Raw genomic sequence first — 13322 nt, 5'->3', positions numbered from 1 at the left:
CCTTTCTCACTCGGCCGCGCCCGGGTAATGGGCGGCAAAGTCTTCTTCGATCGTGGCCGGAGTCGGCAGCGGTTTCTCGATCACACCCAAAAGCGGGAGGATGACGAAGAAGTAGGCGAACCAATAGGTTGCACCGATCAGCGAGATATACGGGTAAATCCCATCGGTCGGCATGGCGCCCACCCACATCAGCACAACGAAATCGACAGCCAACAGTGCAAACCACCATTTGAACATCGGGCGGTATTTGCCCGAACGCACCGACGATGTGTCGAGCCAAGGCACGAGAGCCATGGCGATGATCGCGCCAAACATGGCCAAGACGCCGAAGAATTTCGCATCAACGATGCCGCCGGTGATGAAGGAGACCGCTTGCACGGCCCAAACATCCGCCGTGAAGGCACGCAGGATGGCGTAGAACGGCAGGAAGTACCATTCCGGCACAATGTGCGCAGGTGTCGAAAGCGGGTTTGCTTCGAGGTAGTTGTCCGGGTGGCCGAGGAAGTTCGGCATAAAGCCAACAACCGCGAAGAACACGACCAAAACCACGCCGAGCGCGAAGAGGTCTTTGATCACGAAATACGGCCAGAAGGGCAGGGTGTCTTTCTTGGCTTCGGCTTTCGAGGTGCGGCGCACTTCAACACCCGTCGGGTTGTTGTTGCCGGTGGTGTGGAAGGCCCAGATGTGAACGATCACAAGGCCCGCAATCACGAAGGGCAGCAAATAGTGCAGCGAGAAGAAGCGGTTCAGCGTGGCGTTGTCCACAGCCGGCCCACCCAAGAGCCAGGTTTGGATCGGTTCGCCCACAAAGGGGATCGCGCCAAACAGGCCGGTGATCACGGTGGCGCCCCAGAAGGACATTTGACCCCAAGGCAGAACGTAACCCATAAAGCCGGTTGCCATCATCAACAGGTAGATGATCATGCCGATGATCCAAGTGATCTCACGTGGGGCTTTGTAAGACCCGTAGTAGAGGCCACGGAAAATGTGCAGATACACGGCAAAGAAGAACATCGACGCGCCGTTGGCGTGCAAGTAGCGCAGCATATGACCGCCGTTCACGTCACGCATGATATGTTCGACAGAGGCAAAGGCCATATCGACATGCGGCGTGTAATGCATCACCAAAACAATGCCGGTGACGATCTGAAGCCCAAGGCAGAACGCGAGGACGATGCCCCAGATCCACATCCAGTTCAGGTTTTTCGGGGTCGGGATCATCAAGGTGCCGTGGATCAGGCCGATGATCGGAAGGCGAGACTCGACCGCCTTGGTGAAGCCCGTTTTCGGCTCATAATGGTCGTGCGGAATACCAGACATAAGTTCCTCCCTCAGCCCAGAACGATTTCGGTGTCGCCATCAAAAGCAGCGACAGGAATATCGAGGTTGCGCGGAGCCGGACCTTTGCGGATACGGCCAGCGGTGTCGTAATGCGACCCGTGACAGGGGCAGAACCAGCCACCGAAATCACCGGCGCCATCGCCCAGAGGCACACAGCCAAGGTGGGTGCAAACACCCATCATCACCAACCATTCACCCGCTTCATCAAGCGTGCGGTTTTCGTCGATGGCGGTTGCGTCAGCGGCGATGTTGGCGTTTTCAGCTTTTGGATCAACAAGATCGCTCAGCTCAACTGCGCGGCCCATGTCGATCTCGTCTTGGGTGCGGCGGCGGATGAACACCGGCTTGCCGCGCCATTTGACGGTCAGCTGTGTGCCAACTTCGACGCCGCTGATGTCAACACGGATCGACGACAGCGCCTGAACATCGGCAGAGGGGTTCATTTGATTGACCAGCGGCCAGACGGCGGCGCCTGCGGCGACTGCACCTGCGCCACCAGTGGCGTAGTACAGGAAATCGCGGCGGGTGCCTTCGTGTTCTTCTACATGGGACACGAGCAAATCTCCATTGTCTCAAGCCGGGTCCGTCCGGCGAATGCATGAGAGGCCGCAATTGGATGCAGCCCTTCCGGGCCGCTTTTAGCGAGGCGATGCGCTCACGTCCAGCATACAATGGGGCGCAGGGGCGCGCGATCTGTCGCGGTGTGGCGCAAGAGGAACGACATTTTGGGTTTCGCATGATCTGTGACCGCTAACGAAACCGAAAATGCCATAACTTAAGGAAAAACCACCGGAATCGCTAAGGTTTCCCATTTGGGATACCGCGTCATGATGGCTGCAAAGCGATCTGATGCGAGAAAGCGGTCAAGCCATCCGCGCACCCCCGGCCAGTCCTGCGCGTCAAACCATGCGCGATCCACATTCGCGTATTGCCGCACGAAGGTGATCGTCGCCAGATCGGCCAAGCTCGGATGGGGGCCATAGAGCCACAGGGCCTTTTGCAGTTGCGCCTCGGCGCGGTACAAAATCTGTGCCGCCGTGTCGCGTTCGGCCACTGGATCAGCGCCGTTATAGCGCGGGGCGTATTTGTACCGATCCAGCGCGGATTTGAACGGGCCTTCGATGGTAGCGATCCAATCCCGCCCTTCTGGCGGCATATCCAAAAGCCCCTCAGGGTCATTTTGTGCCAAGGCCCAGTCCATAATGTCGCGGCTTTCGTCGATCACGCGATCTTTGAGGATCAGCACAGGTACAGTGCCTTTGGGCGAGGCGGCCAACATCTCTTGCGGCTTGTCGCGCAACAGGATTTCTCGCAGTTCGACCTCAATCCCGGCACTCAAAATCGCAAGACGTGCGCGCATGGCATAAGGGCAGCGGCGAAAGGAGTATAGGATCGGCCTCATGTTTGACTTCACTTAGGCTAAGAGTTGCGTGCCTTTGACGCCGCGTATCGTGGCTCTGATGATCGCGCCTTCGGTTTGTGGAGTGGCGAAGGTGACTTCGGTGAATTGTTCGGTCCGACCCATATGCGGGTTTTCCATGAGAATGATGTGGTCCCGCCCAATTTGCGCCTCAAGGTGGCGTTGCACCTGAACATCTCCGGCCTCCCGCAACCGTGCGGCGCGGGCTTTGATGACAGTCCCGTTCACCTGATTGGGAATCTTCGCGGCCGGGGTGCCTTCGCGTTTGGAATATGGAAAGACATGCAACCAAGTGAGATCGCATTCGCTCACCAATTTCAGCGAATTCTCAAAATGCGCCTCGGTTTCGGTCGGAAATCCGGCGATGATATCGGCGCCAAAGGTCATATCCGGGCGCAGTTTGCGGGCCTCTTCGCAAAACCGGATCGCATCGTCGCGCAAATGGCGGCGAGCCATACGTTTGAGAATCAGGTCATCGCCATGCTGAAGCGACAGGTGCAAATGCGGCATCAAACGCGGCTCGGTTGCAATCGCCTGCATCAGCATCTCGTCGGCCTCGATGGAATCGATCGAACTGATCCGCAGGCGCGGCAGGTCCGGCACCAGTTTCAAAATCCGCATCACCAGATCGCCGAGATGCGGTTCTGCCGGTAAATCTGCCCCCCAAGAGGTCAGATCGACCCCGGTCAGCACCACCTCATTATAGCCTTTGTCCACCAGTCGTTTGATCTGATCGACCACGACCCCGGCGGGCACAGAGCGGGAATTGCCGCGACCATAGGGGATGATGCAAAAGGTGCAGCGGTGATCACAGCCATTTTGCACCTGAACATAGGCGCGAGAGCGGGTGCCGAAACCGTCGATCAAATGTCCGGCAGTTTCCGTCACCGACATGATGTCATCGACTTGAACGCGCTCAGTCTGGCCAATGAAATCCGGGCCCATGCGAGACCATGTTTCGGGCTGCATCTTTTCCGTATTGCCGATGACCAAATCGACCTCGGCCATTTTGGTAAAGGTCTCTGGTTCCGTCTGGGCGGCACAGCCCGTGACGATGATTTTGGCGTCGGGATTGTCGCGTCTGAGTTTGCGAATCTCTTGCCGGGCTTTGCGCACGGCTTCTGCGGTCACGGCGCAAGTGTTGACCACCACGGCGTTTTCAACCCCCGCTTTCGCGGCGAGGTCTTTCATCGCTTCGGTTTCATAGGCGTTGAGGCGACAGCCAAGTGTCGCGAATACAGGTGCTTTTGTGGACATCAAATACGCTCCAGAAAGGAGGCATCAAATTCTGCTTTGAACACCAATTGCGTGGGTCCGGTCATCCAAACGCCATCGTCGCGCCAATCGAGCGTCAACCAGCCGCCATCGACCTCCATCCGCACCTTTTTATCGGTGAGGCCGCGCAGGTTCGCGGCAACGGCTGTGGCACAGGCGCCCGACCCACAGGCCAGCGTGATTCCCGTGCCGCGCTCCCAGACCCGCATCCTGATTTCATCGCGCGCGCGCACTTCGGCAAATTCCACATTGGTACGTTGCGGAAACAGCGGGTCGAATTCGACCTTGCGGCCCCATCCGGCGACATCGGTTTCCTCGGCATTTGGCACAAAGAACACCGCATGAGGGTTGCCCATGCCGACGGCGACAGGATCGCCGTCAAGCGGCAGATGTTCCACATCCACCGGGCGCGAAAGAGGCACCTCATCCCACATCAGTTGCGGATGGCCCATGTTGACCGACACCTCATCGCCCGCACGCCGAGCAATCAAAATCCCGCGTTCGGTGCGAATCGTGACCTCGTCTTTGCCGGTCTCATCCAAGATCAACCGCCCGACACAGCGCGTGGCATTGCCACAGGCACCTGCGCGCGAGCCGTCCGAATTCCAAAAGTCGAGATCAATATCCGCCATGTCCGACGATCTGATCTCTGCCAGTTGATCAAATCCCACGCCCCGGTTGCGATCGCCAATGGCGCGCGCAAGCTCCGGTGTGACCACAGCAGTGCTGCCCCGAGAATCAAAGATCACGAAGTCATTGCCAAGCCCATGCATTTTCAGAAAGGGGAGGCGGGAAGGGGGGTGCTCATGTTGCATGTGCGGGCATATAAACCTTGTTCGAACCTTTTCCAAGAAAATCTCTGATTTCTGCTTGACGCCCCCGCGCTGCAACTGTAGTTCCCCCGGCACAGCCGAAAGGCAAAGAGAGTGGGCCGGTAGCTCAGTTGGTAGAGCAACTGACTTTTAATCAGTAGGTCTCGGGTTCGGATCCCGACCGGCTCACCACTTTCATCATTGTGACGAACGACAGTAAGTTTGTCGCTTTCGACAGAAGTTAGGCGCCTATCGACACGTCGATTGGCGCTTTTGCTTTTCCGGCGTAGCGGTATTGGCTGAAATTTTGAGAGATTTGCAGACTTCACTTGACCATCTGCTACCATCGGCTCGAAGCTTTCGAGGCGTGGAAATCCGCGGCAAACGTCGCTTGATGTCCTATCAGCACCCAATCTTGCGGACTGGGCGAGTTAATGTGACAACACCCATCGTGACAAAGGTGTCCGTCCCGCGCTCGTGGCGGGCCAGACGGAACTTAGAGGGGTATCGGTGCCGCCGCCGATACCCCCTGGTCCGCGACTGAGGGGGGGGTCCCGGACCTGCCTCCCGATGGTACACGGGAGGTATGCGTGCCTGCCTCAGTGCAGGATGTTGGCGGTCTGCCCGCTTCCGTTCACGGAAACCAGCAGCCGTGCCACCGCCCCGTTGACCACGGGCCGCGCCAGATCGGGCTTGCGGGTTGTCTCGTCGGCGCCCAGTTCCGGGAACAGCGCAAAGATTTCTTCCCGCGCCTCCGGGTTGAGCGATTTGAGCGCCTCGACCCCGGTGTAGAGCGATTCCGACGCCGCGCCTTCGGCGAAGACGATCTCGTGTCGATTGAAGAGGAAGTGCCAGTATTCCACCTCCCGCGCCTCGCGCTCCACGCAAACTCCTTCGAGGCCAAGCAACTGCCGCGCCGCCAATAGCACCTCATGGGTGCCGAACATCAGTTCGGCATGGGGCGAGCGGAACAGCACCCTGTGCTGTGGCGAAACCACGAGGTCGCGCACCGGCAGGTCGGTGTCCAGAGCGCCGGCCCTAATGCGGATCGGGCGTAGCTTCGGCATGGCATCCAGCGCCTCGGCACCCAGTCTGCGGTGGCCGATCCAGCGGATCGGTTTGAATCCGTTGTCGAGCGTTAGCACATCGTCGCCCACCTTGAGGTTCTGGATTTCAACCTCGCCGCGGGGGGTCATAATTCGCGTGCCGCGGGCAAAGCAGATCACCCGAGTGTTTTCGGCATTCAAATCTGCGGACGTGACAGGGTTGCCATCAGGGCTGTAAAGCTCCAGCCCACCCGCCGCATCAAGCACGCCATTGCCCTGGTCGGCGCGCAGCCACCCCAGCGGCGAGGCATAGGTTTGCGTCGGGTTCGCCGCGTTCCATTCTGCGAGCGTGGTCTCGTTGTAAAAGGCCGAAAGATCGACGACATCGTTGTCGCTTTCGTCATCGTCGCCGATGCCCGAAGTCGCATCAAAATCGGTGATCGTGTCACCACCGTCATCGACAATAAACAGGTCAGCGCCATCGCCTCCCGTCAGGTATCGGCCCCGGCGCCGCCGATTAGCGTATCGGCACCCAGACCGCCCAGAAGCTCGTCATCGCCTTCGCCGCCATCGAGGCTATCATCGCCCGAACCGCCGTCCAGCACATCGGCCCCCACGCCCCCCGCAAGCGTGTCGGAACCCGCGCCGCCCGTCACGGAATCGTCGCCCGCGCCGCCGGTAATGGTGTCATTGTCGAGGCCGCCATGAATCGTGTCGTTGCCGGCGCCACCATTGATCGTGTCATCGCCAGCGTAGCCGAAGATCACATCTGTGTCTCCGTCAGTACCGTCGATCTGGTCGCCCTGCGCATCGGTGTAACCGATATCCATGACGTCATCGCCCGCCGTGCCATCGACAATGTTATTGGCCACGGGGCAGACCAGTTCCCAGTCTTCATCCACCACGGCGGCGGTTTCAAAACTGGTGTAGGTGACGCCGTTATAGGTCAGGTCGTTACCGTTCGAGGACCAAGTGCCGGTGTCGCTGTCATAGGTCCAGCCAGCCTCCGTGGCGGCGGAGACAAAGCCCGTATCGCCCGCCGCGACGCGCAGCGACAGTGCATCGGTTCCGAGGCCGCCGTCGATATAGGCAGTTACGCCATCGGCCACCGTTCCCAGAATCAGCGTGTCGTCCCCGCCCTGAAGATAGATGCCCGTGCCGATATCCCAGTTGTCGCCGATCTCCAGATAGTCCGAGCCCGAAATCGAGCCGGTCCAGTGGCTGCCCAGCGTGAAATTGTTGCCGATTTCAACGTGGTTGGTGTTGTCCACGCCACCCATGAAAACATAGGTGCCCACCGAGACATCATCGCCCATCACCACGTTCTGGACGTTGTTCGAACCGCCCATCGAGAGGTCGAGACCGATGCTCACCCCATCGCCCAGCGACAGGGCATAAGAGTCGTTCGAGCCACCCATGGCAATGGACAGATCGATGTTCGTATTGTCGCCCACCCCCACGCAGATATCCGAGGACGAGCCCCCGGCGTAAATCGCACTGACATTACCTTCGCTGCCCACAAGGATACGCCCGTCGATGTCTGACCCGCCCATACCGATGTAGCCGGTGTCGACGCGATCCCCCACCGTGATGTCGATATCGTTGAAGGAACCGCCGACCGCGATGTCCCCGACCGAAACGTCGTTGCCGACGGCAACAGTCATGTCGCCATAGCTGCCCCCCATGTAAACATTGCCCTGAACGGTGCTACCGTCACCAACGGTGACCGAGCCGGAATACCCTGACGTATCGTCCGTGAGATTAATATAGCCGCTGCCGTTCATTACAATATCGCCGCCGATGGTGCTGTTTACACCAGCGGAGAAGCTGTTGTGGGTATAGCTGCCGTCCATCGACACGCCGTACTCAAATACGGCGTTGTCGCCGACCGAGAAGGTCTGGCTTCCGGTTTCAGAAAGCGTGCCCCAGCCGTCGAAGTTGACCGTCGAATTGAATGTTGCGCCCGAACCGAAGGCTACGGTCGAGTCTCCGTTCGAGCCGATCAGTGCACCGTTCATCGTGACATCGTTGCCTGCGACAATCGTCATCTGATCGGTCAGCGGCGCGGTGATCGCACCTAGCGTGGCCCCATCATCGACGTTGATGGTCAGCGTGTCGCCGGATGAAGAGATGTTGAGGTAATCGGCATCCACGCCCGCGCCGATATTGACAGTGGCATTTGTGGTCCCTTGGATCCACATCGTGGCGCCGCCGACAAGGTTATTCGTGACCAGAGACTGCTCGATGTTGACGGTAAAACTGGCCGACCCGTAAAACCACAGCGAACTGCTCAGGTTCCCGTCCAGATAGTAGGCGTCCCCCTCTTGTGGCGTCAGTGCACCCGCCTGAACCTGCGTGTAGTTGTTGACGTTTCCATCGTCATGGACCTCGGGATTACTGGAAACAATGTAGTAGTTGGTCATCTCTTGTCCTCATGCGTGGCAGCGCGCCGAGAATCGACAAAAAGTCGGCGGCAGATTGTGGCAAGCCGATGGATCAGAGGTTGGGTGCGTGTTTCGGCAACACCGGAAACGCCAGGCCGCAAAGGATTGGGCCTCTGCGCCCGCACACGACGGAAACGCGAAGCTCACCTCTACTCGGCCTTGCTACCCACACGACTTAAGTCGACAGCCAGTTACAGTCTCTTCCCGACCTTTCCCGTCGCCCTCAGCCCCCATAGCCAGACGAACGGTATGAACCCTTTCAGATCACCAAAAGGGGGGCGGCCGATCAGAACCGCCATTGGAGGGTGTCCCGAATTGCTCCGCAAACCCCCAATATGCTCCGGAAAACCACAACTTACAGGCCTTGGCTGAGTGGAAACCCAGTGGCTGTAGTGTGTTGCGGCCAATCTCGATTTTACCTATGCTCAGCGTGCAGCACGAACACGGCGAACTCGATACCGGTTGGTATAAGGGAATACTAACTACGGGAAATGAATCCAGATGCGGAATGTCGAACTGCAAATCGAGATGATGAGTTGCGCTCCATTGTTGCTGCGCCTAGGCGAAATATCGCAAATATTGCGCCATCGTTTCATCGTTGTGTTGATTTGCGTCGTCACCTTGCCGATCGTCGTCGAACCCGCCCTCTTCCTGCGGCGGTTTAGTCTTGGCGACATCGCCTTTCAGCTCCTGCAACCCATTCTCAGCGTTGCGCTATTTCTCGGACAGTTCTGGCTCGTCGCTCTGGTGTCAAAAGGGAAACCCCGCGTTCGCGTGCATTTTACGGCAATTATGGCGATCGCGATCCTCATCCCTCAGTTGCTCCTGACCGAGGTCTACTCGGCTTTGTACTCCGTGTATTACGCGGATGCTCTGATACGAGCCGTCTTGTTGTTCTTTTGGAACCTTCTTCTGGCTGAACTTTCTCTGGCCTTCTCCGTTCGCTTTCTTATGCCAACGATCTTGCGGGAAATCCGCTCAAAAGAGCCCGACGCTGGTCACTTCAAAACACTGGGGATCGAGGATGAGGCTCCTCGTGTTTTCGCACCGGATGAGAAGGCAGTTGCGCGCGATGGCTCCAGCCCATCCCACGACATGCTTCCAAAGGAGACTGAACCCGAAGAAGAAGCGTCGCATATGTTTGTGTGGCGCGAGGTGAGCGTGCCCATGTGCTCCTTGCGCTTGGTGCAGGCGGACGGAAACTATGTCACCATCTTTGCCGAGGAGGACAGCCATTTCGTTCAAGGGCCCTTCTGCTCCGTAATTGAAAGCATAGATCCCGATATCGGCGTGCTGGTGAACCGTTCGCTTTGGGTTGCCTTCACGCAGGTTGTCGGAGCCCGCCGCGAGAAGGGCGAGCTCTTTCTCACCCTGCGCGACGATACGACCATCAAGGTCGCGCGCCCGCGTCAAACGCAAGTCAGCGAAACTATGGAGCAACACCTGCCCGAGGTCCGTCTGGTATCCTAGCTTCGGTTCTCTGCGATTGTCTAATGTTAGCGTTTATGGGACCAAATAGGGCGATTTGCTAAGAGAGGGTTTGTTGCTCATCGTAGCCACCGAGGAGTGGACAATGAGAAAGACAACGAAGAGCCCGGGCGCCCAGATCGGCCTTAACAAAGGTGAAGCGCACCACGCTTTGAAAAACGCCCTGCGGATTGGTCGCCAAGGCGAAATCAGGGATCGGTCCAGCCGAGCACAAGATGACCGCCTGGCGGGACTCAATCTATTGGCCACAATCATCATTTATTGGAATACGAAACAGCTCGGCAAAATCATTGCCAATCGCAGACGGGCTGGACTTGACGACCCAGAAGACCTGCTCTCACATGTCTCTCCGCTTGGATGGGCGCATATTCTGATCACAGGCGAGTAGAGATGGCCTAAAATCACCCCTAAAACCCCTTAGCGCAGGATTCCGCAACTGACCCTGGAACTGCCAGTAGTCTAAGGAGTGAAAGCCGTACTCCCGCGTCCTCAAAGCAGACGTGGGGGGCATTTCCACGCCACATCCCCTAAGCAACTTTGGCCTGATGCCCTCCCGCATCCGCAGCAGCCCCCAAAGAAAACTTAGCAATTAGCGATTTCAACCGGTCAGCTTCGTTTTGCAAAATTTGCAGCGCTGCGGTCGTTTCTGAAACGCCCCGGTTTCATCGGAGACCTATAGCTTCATTTCACGCGACCATATCGAGCATGTCGCGCTGTGCATAGAAGTTCTCTTCGGCCTCTGCTGGCGGGATGTTTCCAATGGGTCCGAGCAGACGTCTGTTGTTGAACCAATCGACCCAGCCGAGGGTTGCCATTTCCAGATCCCGCATGTTGCGCCACGGTCCCTGGCGGTGAACCAGCTCGGTTTTGTAGAGGCCGTTTATAGTTTCCGCGAGTGCGTTGTCATATGAGTCACCGACGCTGCCGACCGATGGTTCGATGCCCGCTTCGGCCAAACGCTCGGTGTATCGCATGGACAAATATTGCCCGCCGCGGACGCCCTTCTGTTTGTCAAGCCGCAATCTGGCTCTGATTGATTGTCCGGTTTCGATTTTGGATAATGCTGAAGACCTCGCGGGCGATGTAACGTTTGACACAGCGTATTGCTTCAAGTTTGGATAAGCCTTCAGTGATCCGGCGCGCTACATATTTCTGTGTTCGCTCATCACATCGTAGACGACAGATTGCTATGATATGGAGTGCGCTGTTGGCTGCACGGTCTCCACCCCTGTTCAGCCTGTGGCGATTGGTTTTGCCTGATGATGCAGGAACGGGGCTGACGCCGCAAAGAGCCGCAAAACTGGCTTCTGATTTCAATCTCTCAGGATTGGCTCCAACTGTGATCAGCAGTTGGGCAGCGGAATTGTAACCGATAGAGTGTTGTGCGACGAGTTCAGGCGCGAGGTCATCAATGATGGCTTTGATCATCACATCCAGATCTGCGATTTCGTCATGTAATTCAAGAAAGCGGCGCGCCAACGACTTCAATGCAATGCGGTATGCAGTATCCATTTCACGATAACTCGTCATGTCTGGCCGCCAAGCCGCGAGGGTTCGGATTTGCTTCATCCGTGTAAGGTGTCTGACGGTGTCACGCAGATCGTCGGGCGCTGACACAATTGTATTGCCGATCAATTGAAGCGCAATTCTACGCGCCTGCACAGCCGTCTTTCTGCAGGCCTTAAGTACCCGCAAAGCCTCAACCATTCCATCTCGCGTCTTAGGCGTAACGGTCCTTTTGCCTGCGAAAGCAGCGTGAGCCGCAGCTTCGGCATCAAGCGTGTCTGATTTTCCACGTGCGCGTCGATCATGCTTGTCGGGGCCAGTCACTTCCAACACCTGAACCCCGGCTTTCTGAAAGTATCTCAGGACGCCAGCTCCATATGTGCCCGTCGCCTCAACACCGACACGCTGCACTTCACCAAAAGACAGCATCCATTCCAACATAAGCCGATAGCCTTGGCGGGTGGTTGCAAAGCACTCGCTTGCAATGAAACGGTCTTTTGAATCGACGACCGCCGCGACATGCAAATCCTTGTGTGTATCGACACCGCCGATGATGTGGTTCTGATCATTGTGTTCTTTGCTCATGCGAACTCCTGTGTTGCTGTGAAACGGATCTTCCACGGCAAGTTCCAGGACAAGACAGCAACGTGACAAATGTCAGGCCCTTCTCGGGTCACAGGGGCTCGGCGAGGAAATCCTCGCTGCAGGACTAACTGGGCGGTCGACGGTTCCGAGGAAAGACACGAAATCAATCCGAGTGTGGGTCACACCACAACCAAGTGCCCTGCAGCACCAGTGACGATAACGGACCATCGCTGTGAGGGTCAGGCCGCCCACGCCAAACAGGCAAGAACACACTTGCTATCCGAGTGGTGGACCAATCCGCTCTTTTGGACGGGCCGTCGATCGTGCAGGGCCTGCTCAAGAGCATCGAGAACAAAGTCCGTTTTGGCCGAGCGTGACACCCGCCATCCCACGATGCGATCAGCAAATGTGTCGATGAGCGAGACCTTGTTCGCCATTGGCTCCAGAACAATGGTCGAGCGGCCACATAGAGTTCGGCATGAGGCCGCCATCGGTCCGAGGACCATGCCGGACGCCCTGCCATGTTGACACGTAGGTAAAATCACTGACCCACAGCATGTTTGGTGCCGGTGCCCGGAACTGACGGTTCACCTTGTCACGCGGACAAGGCGCTGACGTGTCTGGAACCGTTGTTTTGACCACCTTGCCGCGCACAGCTCCACGGATGCCGATCTGCTTCATCAAGCGTGCAACCGTGCAGCGGGCCACCTCAAAGCGCTCGCGCTTCATCTGGTGCCACGCCTTGCGGACGCCATAGACCTGATAGTTTTCATCCCAAACCCTTTTGATCCGTGGCCGCAATTCCGCATCCCGCTGCTGTCGCACCGATGCTTTGGAAGGATCAGCGCGACATGTGAGGCGGTGATAAAACGTTGACGGCGCAATCGGCAAAACCCTGCAAATTGACTCGACGCCGTAAACAATGCGCTGATCTTCAATGAAGGCGATCATCGCTTCCGTGGGCGATCAAGTTCCGCCTGCGCAAAGTTGGCCGCCGAAATGCTACCGGTCCGAGTGACAAGGTCAACGCTGACGCCTTGCGGAGTATCTCGTTCGCCTGGCGCAGCTCCCGGACCTCACGTTCCAGGGCCTTGATCCGGTCCCGCTCCTCAGTGGTCACGCCATCGCGCATGCCGCTGACTTTCTCGGCCTGCTTGACCCATTCGCGCAGAGTTTGGGGATACAGCCAATCTTGGGTGCAATGGCCGCGATCGCGCCCGCCTGCGTTTCGCATGAGCCTTGATGCTCGAACACCATCCGGACCGCACGTGCGCGGACTGGTTTTGCGGGTGCGGTGCTCAGAGGATGAGCGTGCCGCCTGGTTGCGCAAAGCCCGTGCCCAGGAGCGATCCCTGTCCGACTATGGCCCCAAATTCTAAGCAAACGGAGAGGAAACGGTCGTGAA

At 57.7% G+C, this 13322-nt stretch carries 9 protein-coding genes, 1 tRNA gene, 4 pseudogenes and 1 other annotated feature; of the genes and pseudogenes, 4 read left to right on the top strand and 10 right to left on the bottom strand.

Annotated features, from left to right (window positions below; genetic code table 11):
- Window positions 1-6: 6 nt before the first annotated feature.
- The 5 genes from petB to dapF all read right to left on the bottom strand — a co-directional run bounded on the left by petB (window position 7) and on the right by dapF (window position 4851).
- Window positions 7-1320, bottom strand: a complete 1314-nt coding sequence (petB, locus tag C8029_RS08800; protein ID WP_009570287.1) for a cytochrome b — start codon at window positions 1318-1320, stop codon at window positions 7-9.
- Window positions 1321-1331: 11 nt separating this feature from the next.
- Entirely contained in the window at window positions 1332-1895 is a 564-nt protein-coding gene (gene petA, locus C8029_RS08795; RefSeq protein ID WP_009570286.1) for a ubiquinol-cytochrome c reductase iron-sulfur subunit, read from the bottom strand.
- A 221-nt stretch (window positions 1896-2116) separates the two neighbouring features.
- Complete coding sequence (locus C8029_RS08790; protein WP_152002757.1) at window positions 2117-2743, bottom strand: glutathione S-transferase; 627 nt, start codon at window positions 2741-2743, stop codon at window positions 2117-2119.
- 12 nt (window positions 2744-2755) lie between these two features.
- Window positions 2756-4018 (bottom strand): tRNA (N(6)-L-threonylcarbamoyladenosine(37)-C(2))-methylthiotransferase MtaB, encoded by a 1263-nt coding sequence (gene mtaB / locus C8029_RS08785; RefSeq protein WP_152002756.1) that lies wholly within the window; start codon window positions 4016-4018, stop codon window positions 2756-2758.
- Window positions 4018-4851, bottom strand: coding sequence for a diaminopimelate epimerase (gene dapF, locus C8029_RS08780; protein WP_152002755.1), 834 nt, complete (start codon window positions 4849-4851; stop codon window positions 4018-4020). The genes mtaB and dapF overlap by 1 nt, the downstream gene beginning before the upstream one ends.
- A 113-nt stretch (window positions 4852-4964) precedes the next feature.
- Between dapF and C8029_RS08775 the strand changes: the two genes are divergently transcribed.
- Together C8029_RS08775 and C8029_RS23100 are read left to right on the top strand one after the other, a co-directional pair.
- Window positions 4965-5040: transfer RNA gene (locus C8029_RS08775), tRNA-Lys, on the top strand.
- Window positions 5041-5168: 128 nt separating this feature from the next.
- Window positions 5169-5243, top strand: a pseudogene (locus C8029_RS23100) (IS6 family transposase); the annotation flags it as partial.
- Window positions 5244-5447: 204 nt separating this feature from the next.
- On the opposite strand, the gene C8029_RS08770 reads toward C8029_RS23100, so the two are convergent.
- Complete coding sequence (locus tag C8029_RS08770) at window positions 5448-6161, bottom strand: Hint domain-containing protein (RefSeq protein ID WP_152002754.1); 714 nt, start codon at window positions 6159-6161, stop codon at window positions 5448-5450.
- A 224-nt stretch (window positions 6162-6385) separates the two neighbouring features.
- Window positions 6386-8317, bottom strand: coding sequence for a calcium-binding protein (locus C8029_RS08765; RefSeq protein ID WP_152002753.1), 1932 nt, complete (start codon window positions 8315-8317; stop codon window positions 6386-6388).
- A 522-nt stretch (window positions 8318-8839) separates the two neighbouring features.
- Between C8029_RS08765 and C8029_RS08760 the strand changes: the two genes are divergently transcribed.
- Window positions 8840-9808, top strand: coding sequence for a LytTR family DNA-binding domain-containing protein (locus C8029_RS08760; protein WP_152002752.1), 969 nt, complete (start codon window positions 8840-8842; stop codon window positions 9806-9808).
- 130 nt (window positions 9809-9938) lie between these two features.
- Window positions 9939-10214 (top strand): annotated as a pseudogene (locus C8029_RS08755) (Tn3 family transposase); the annotation flags it as partial.
- A 298-nt stretch (window positions 10215-10512) separates the two neighbouring features.
- Here C8029_RS08755 and C8029_RS08750 read toward each other — a convergent pair.
- The 3 genes and pseudogenes from C8029_RS08750 to C8029_RS08740 form a co-directional block, all read right to left on the bottom strand.
- A pseudogene (locus tag C8029_RS08750) lies at window positions 10513-10821 on the bottom strand (integrase core domain-containing protein); the annotation flags it as partial.
- A gap of 16 nt (window positions 10822-10837) precedes the next feature.
- Window positions 10838-11917, bottom strand: coding sequence for an IS110 family RNA-guided transposase (locus tag C8029_RS08745; RefSeq protein ID WP_152002751.1), 1080 nt, complete (start codon window positions 11915-11917; stop codon window positions 10838-10840).
- 278 nt (window positions 11918-12195) lie between these two features.
- Window positions 12196-13174 (bottom strand): annotated as a pseudogene (locus C8029_RS08740) (IS3 family transposase); the annotation flags it as partial.
- Window positions 12794-12910, bottom strand: a sequence feature (AL1L pseudoknot). (Overlaps the previous pseudogene by 117 nt.)
- Window positions 13175-13322: the final 148 nt, after the last annotated feature.

The sequence above is a fragment of the Roseobacter sp. TSBP12 genome, from assembly GCF_009129705.1.
Lineage (GTDB): Bacteria > Pseudomonadota > Alphaproteobacteria > Rhodobacterales > Rhodobacteraceae > Celeribacter > Celeribacter baekdonensis_A.
This window is presented reverse-complemented; position numbering and strand designations above follow the sequence as displayed.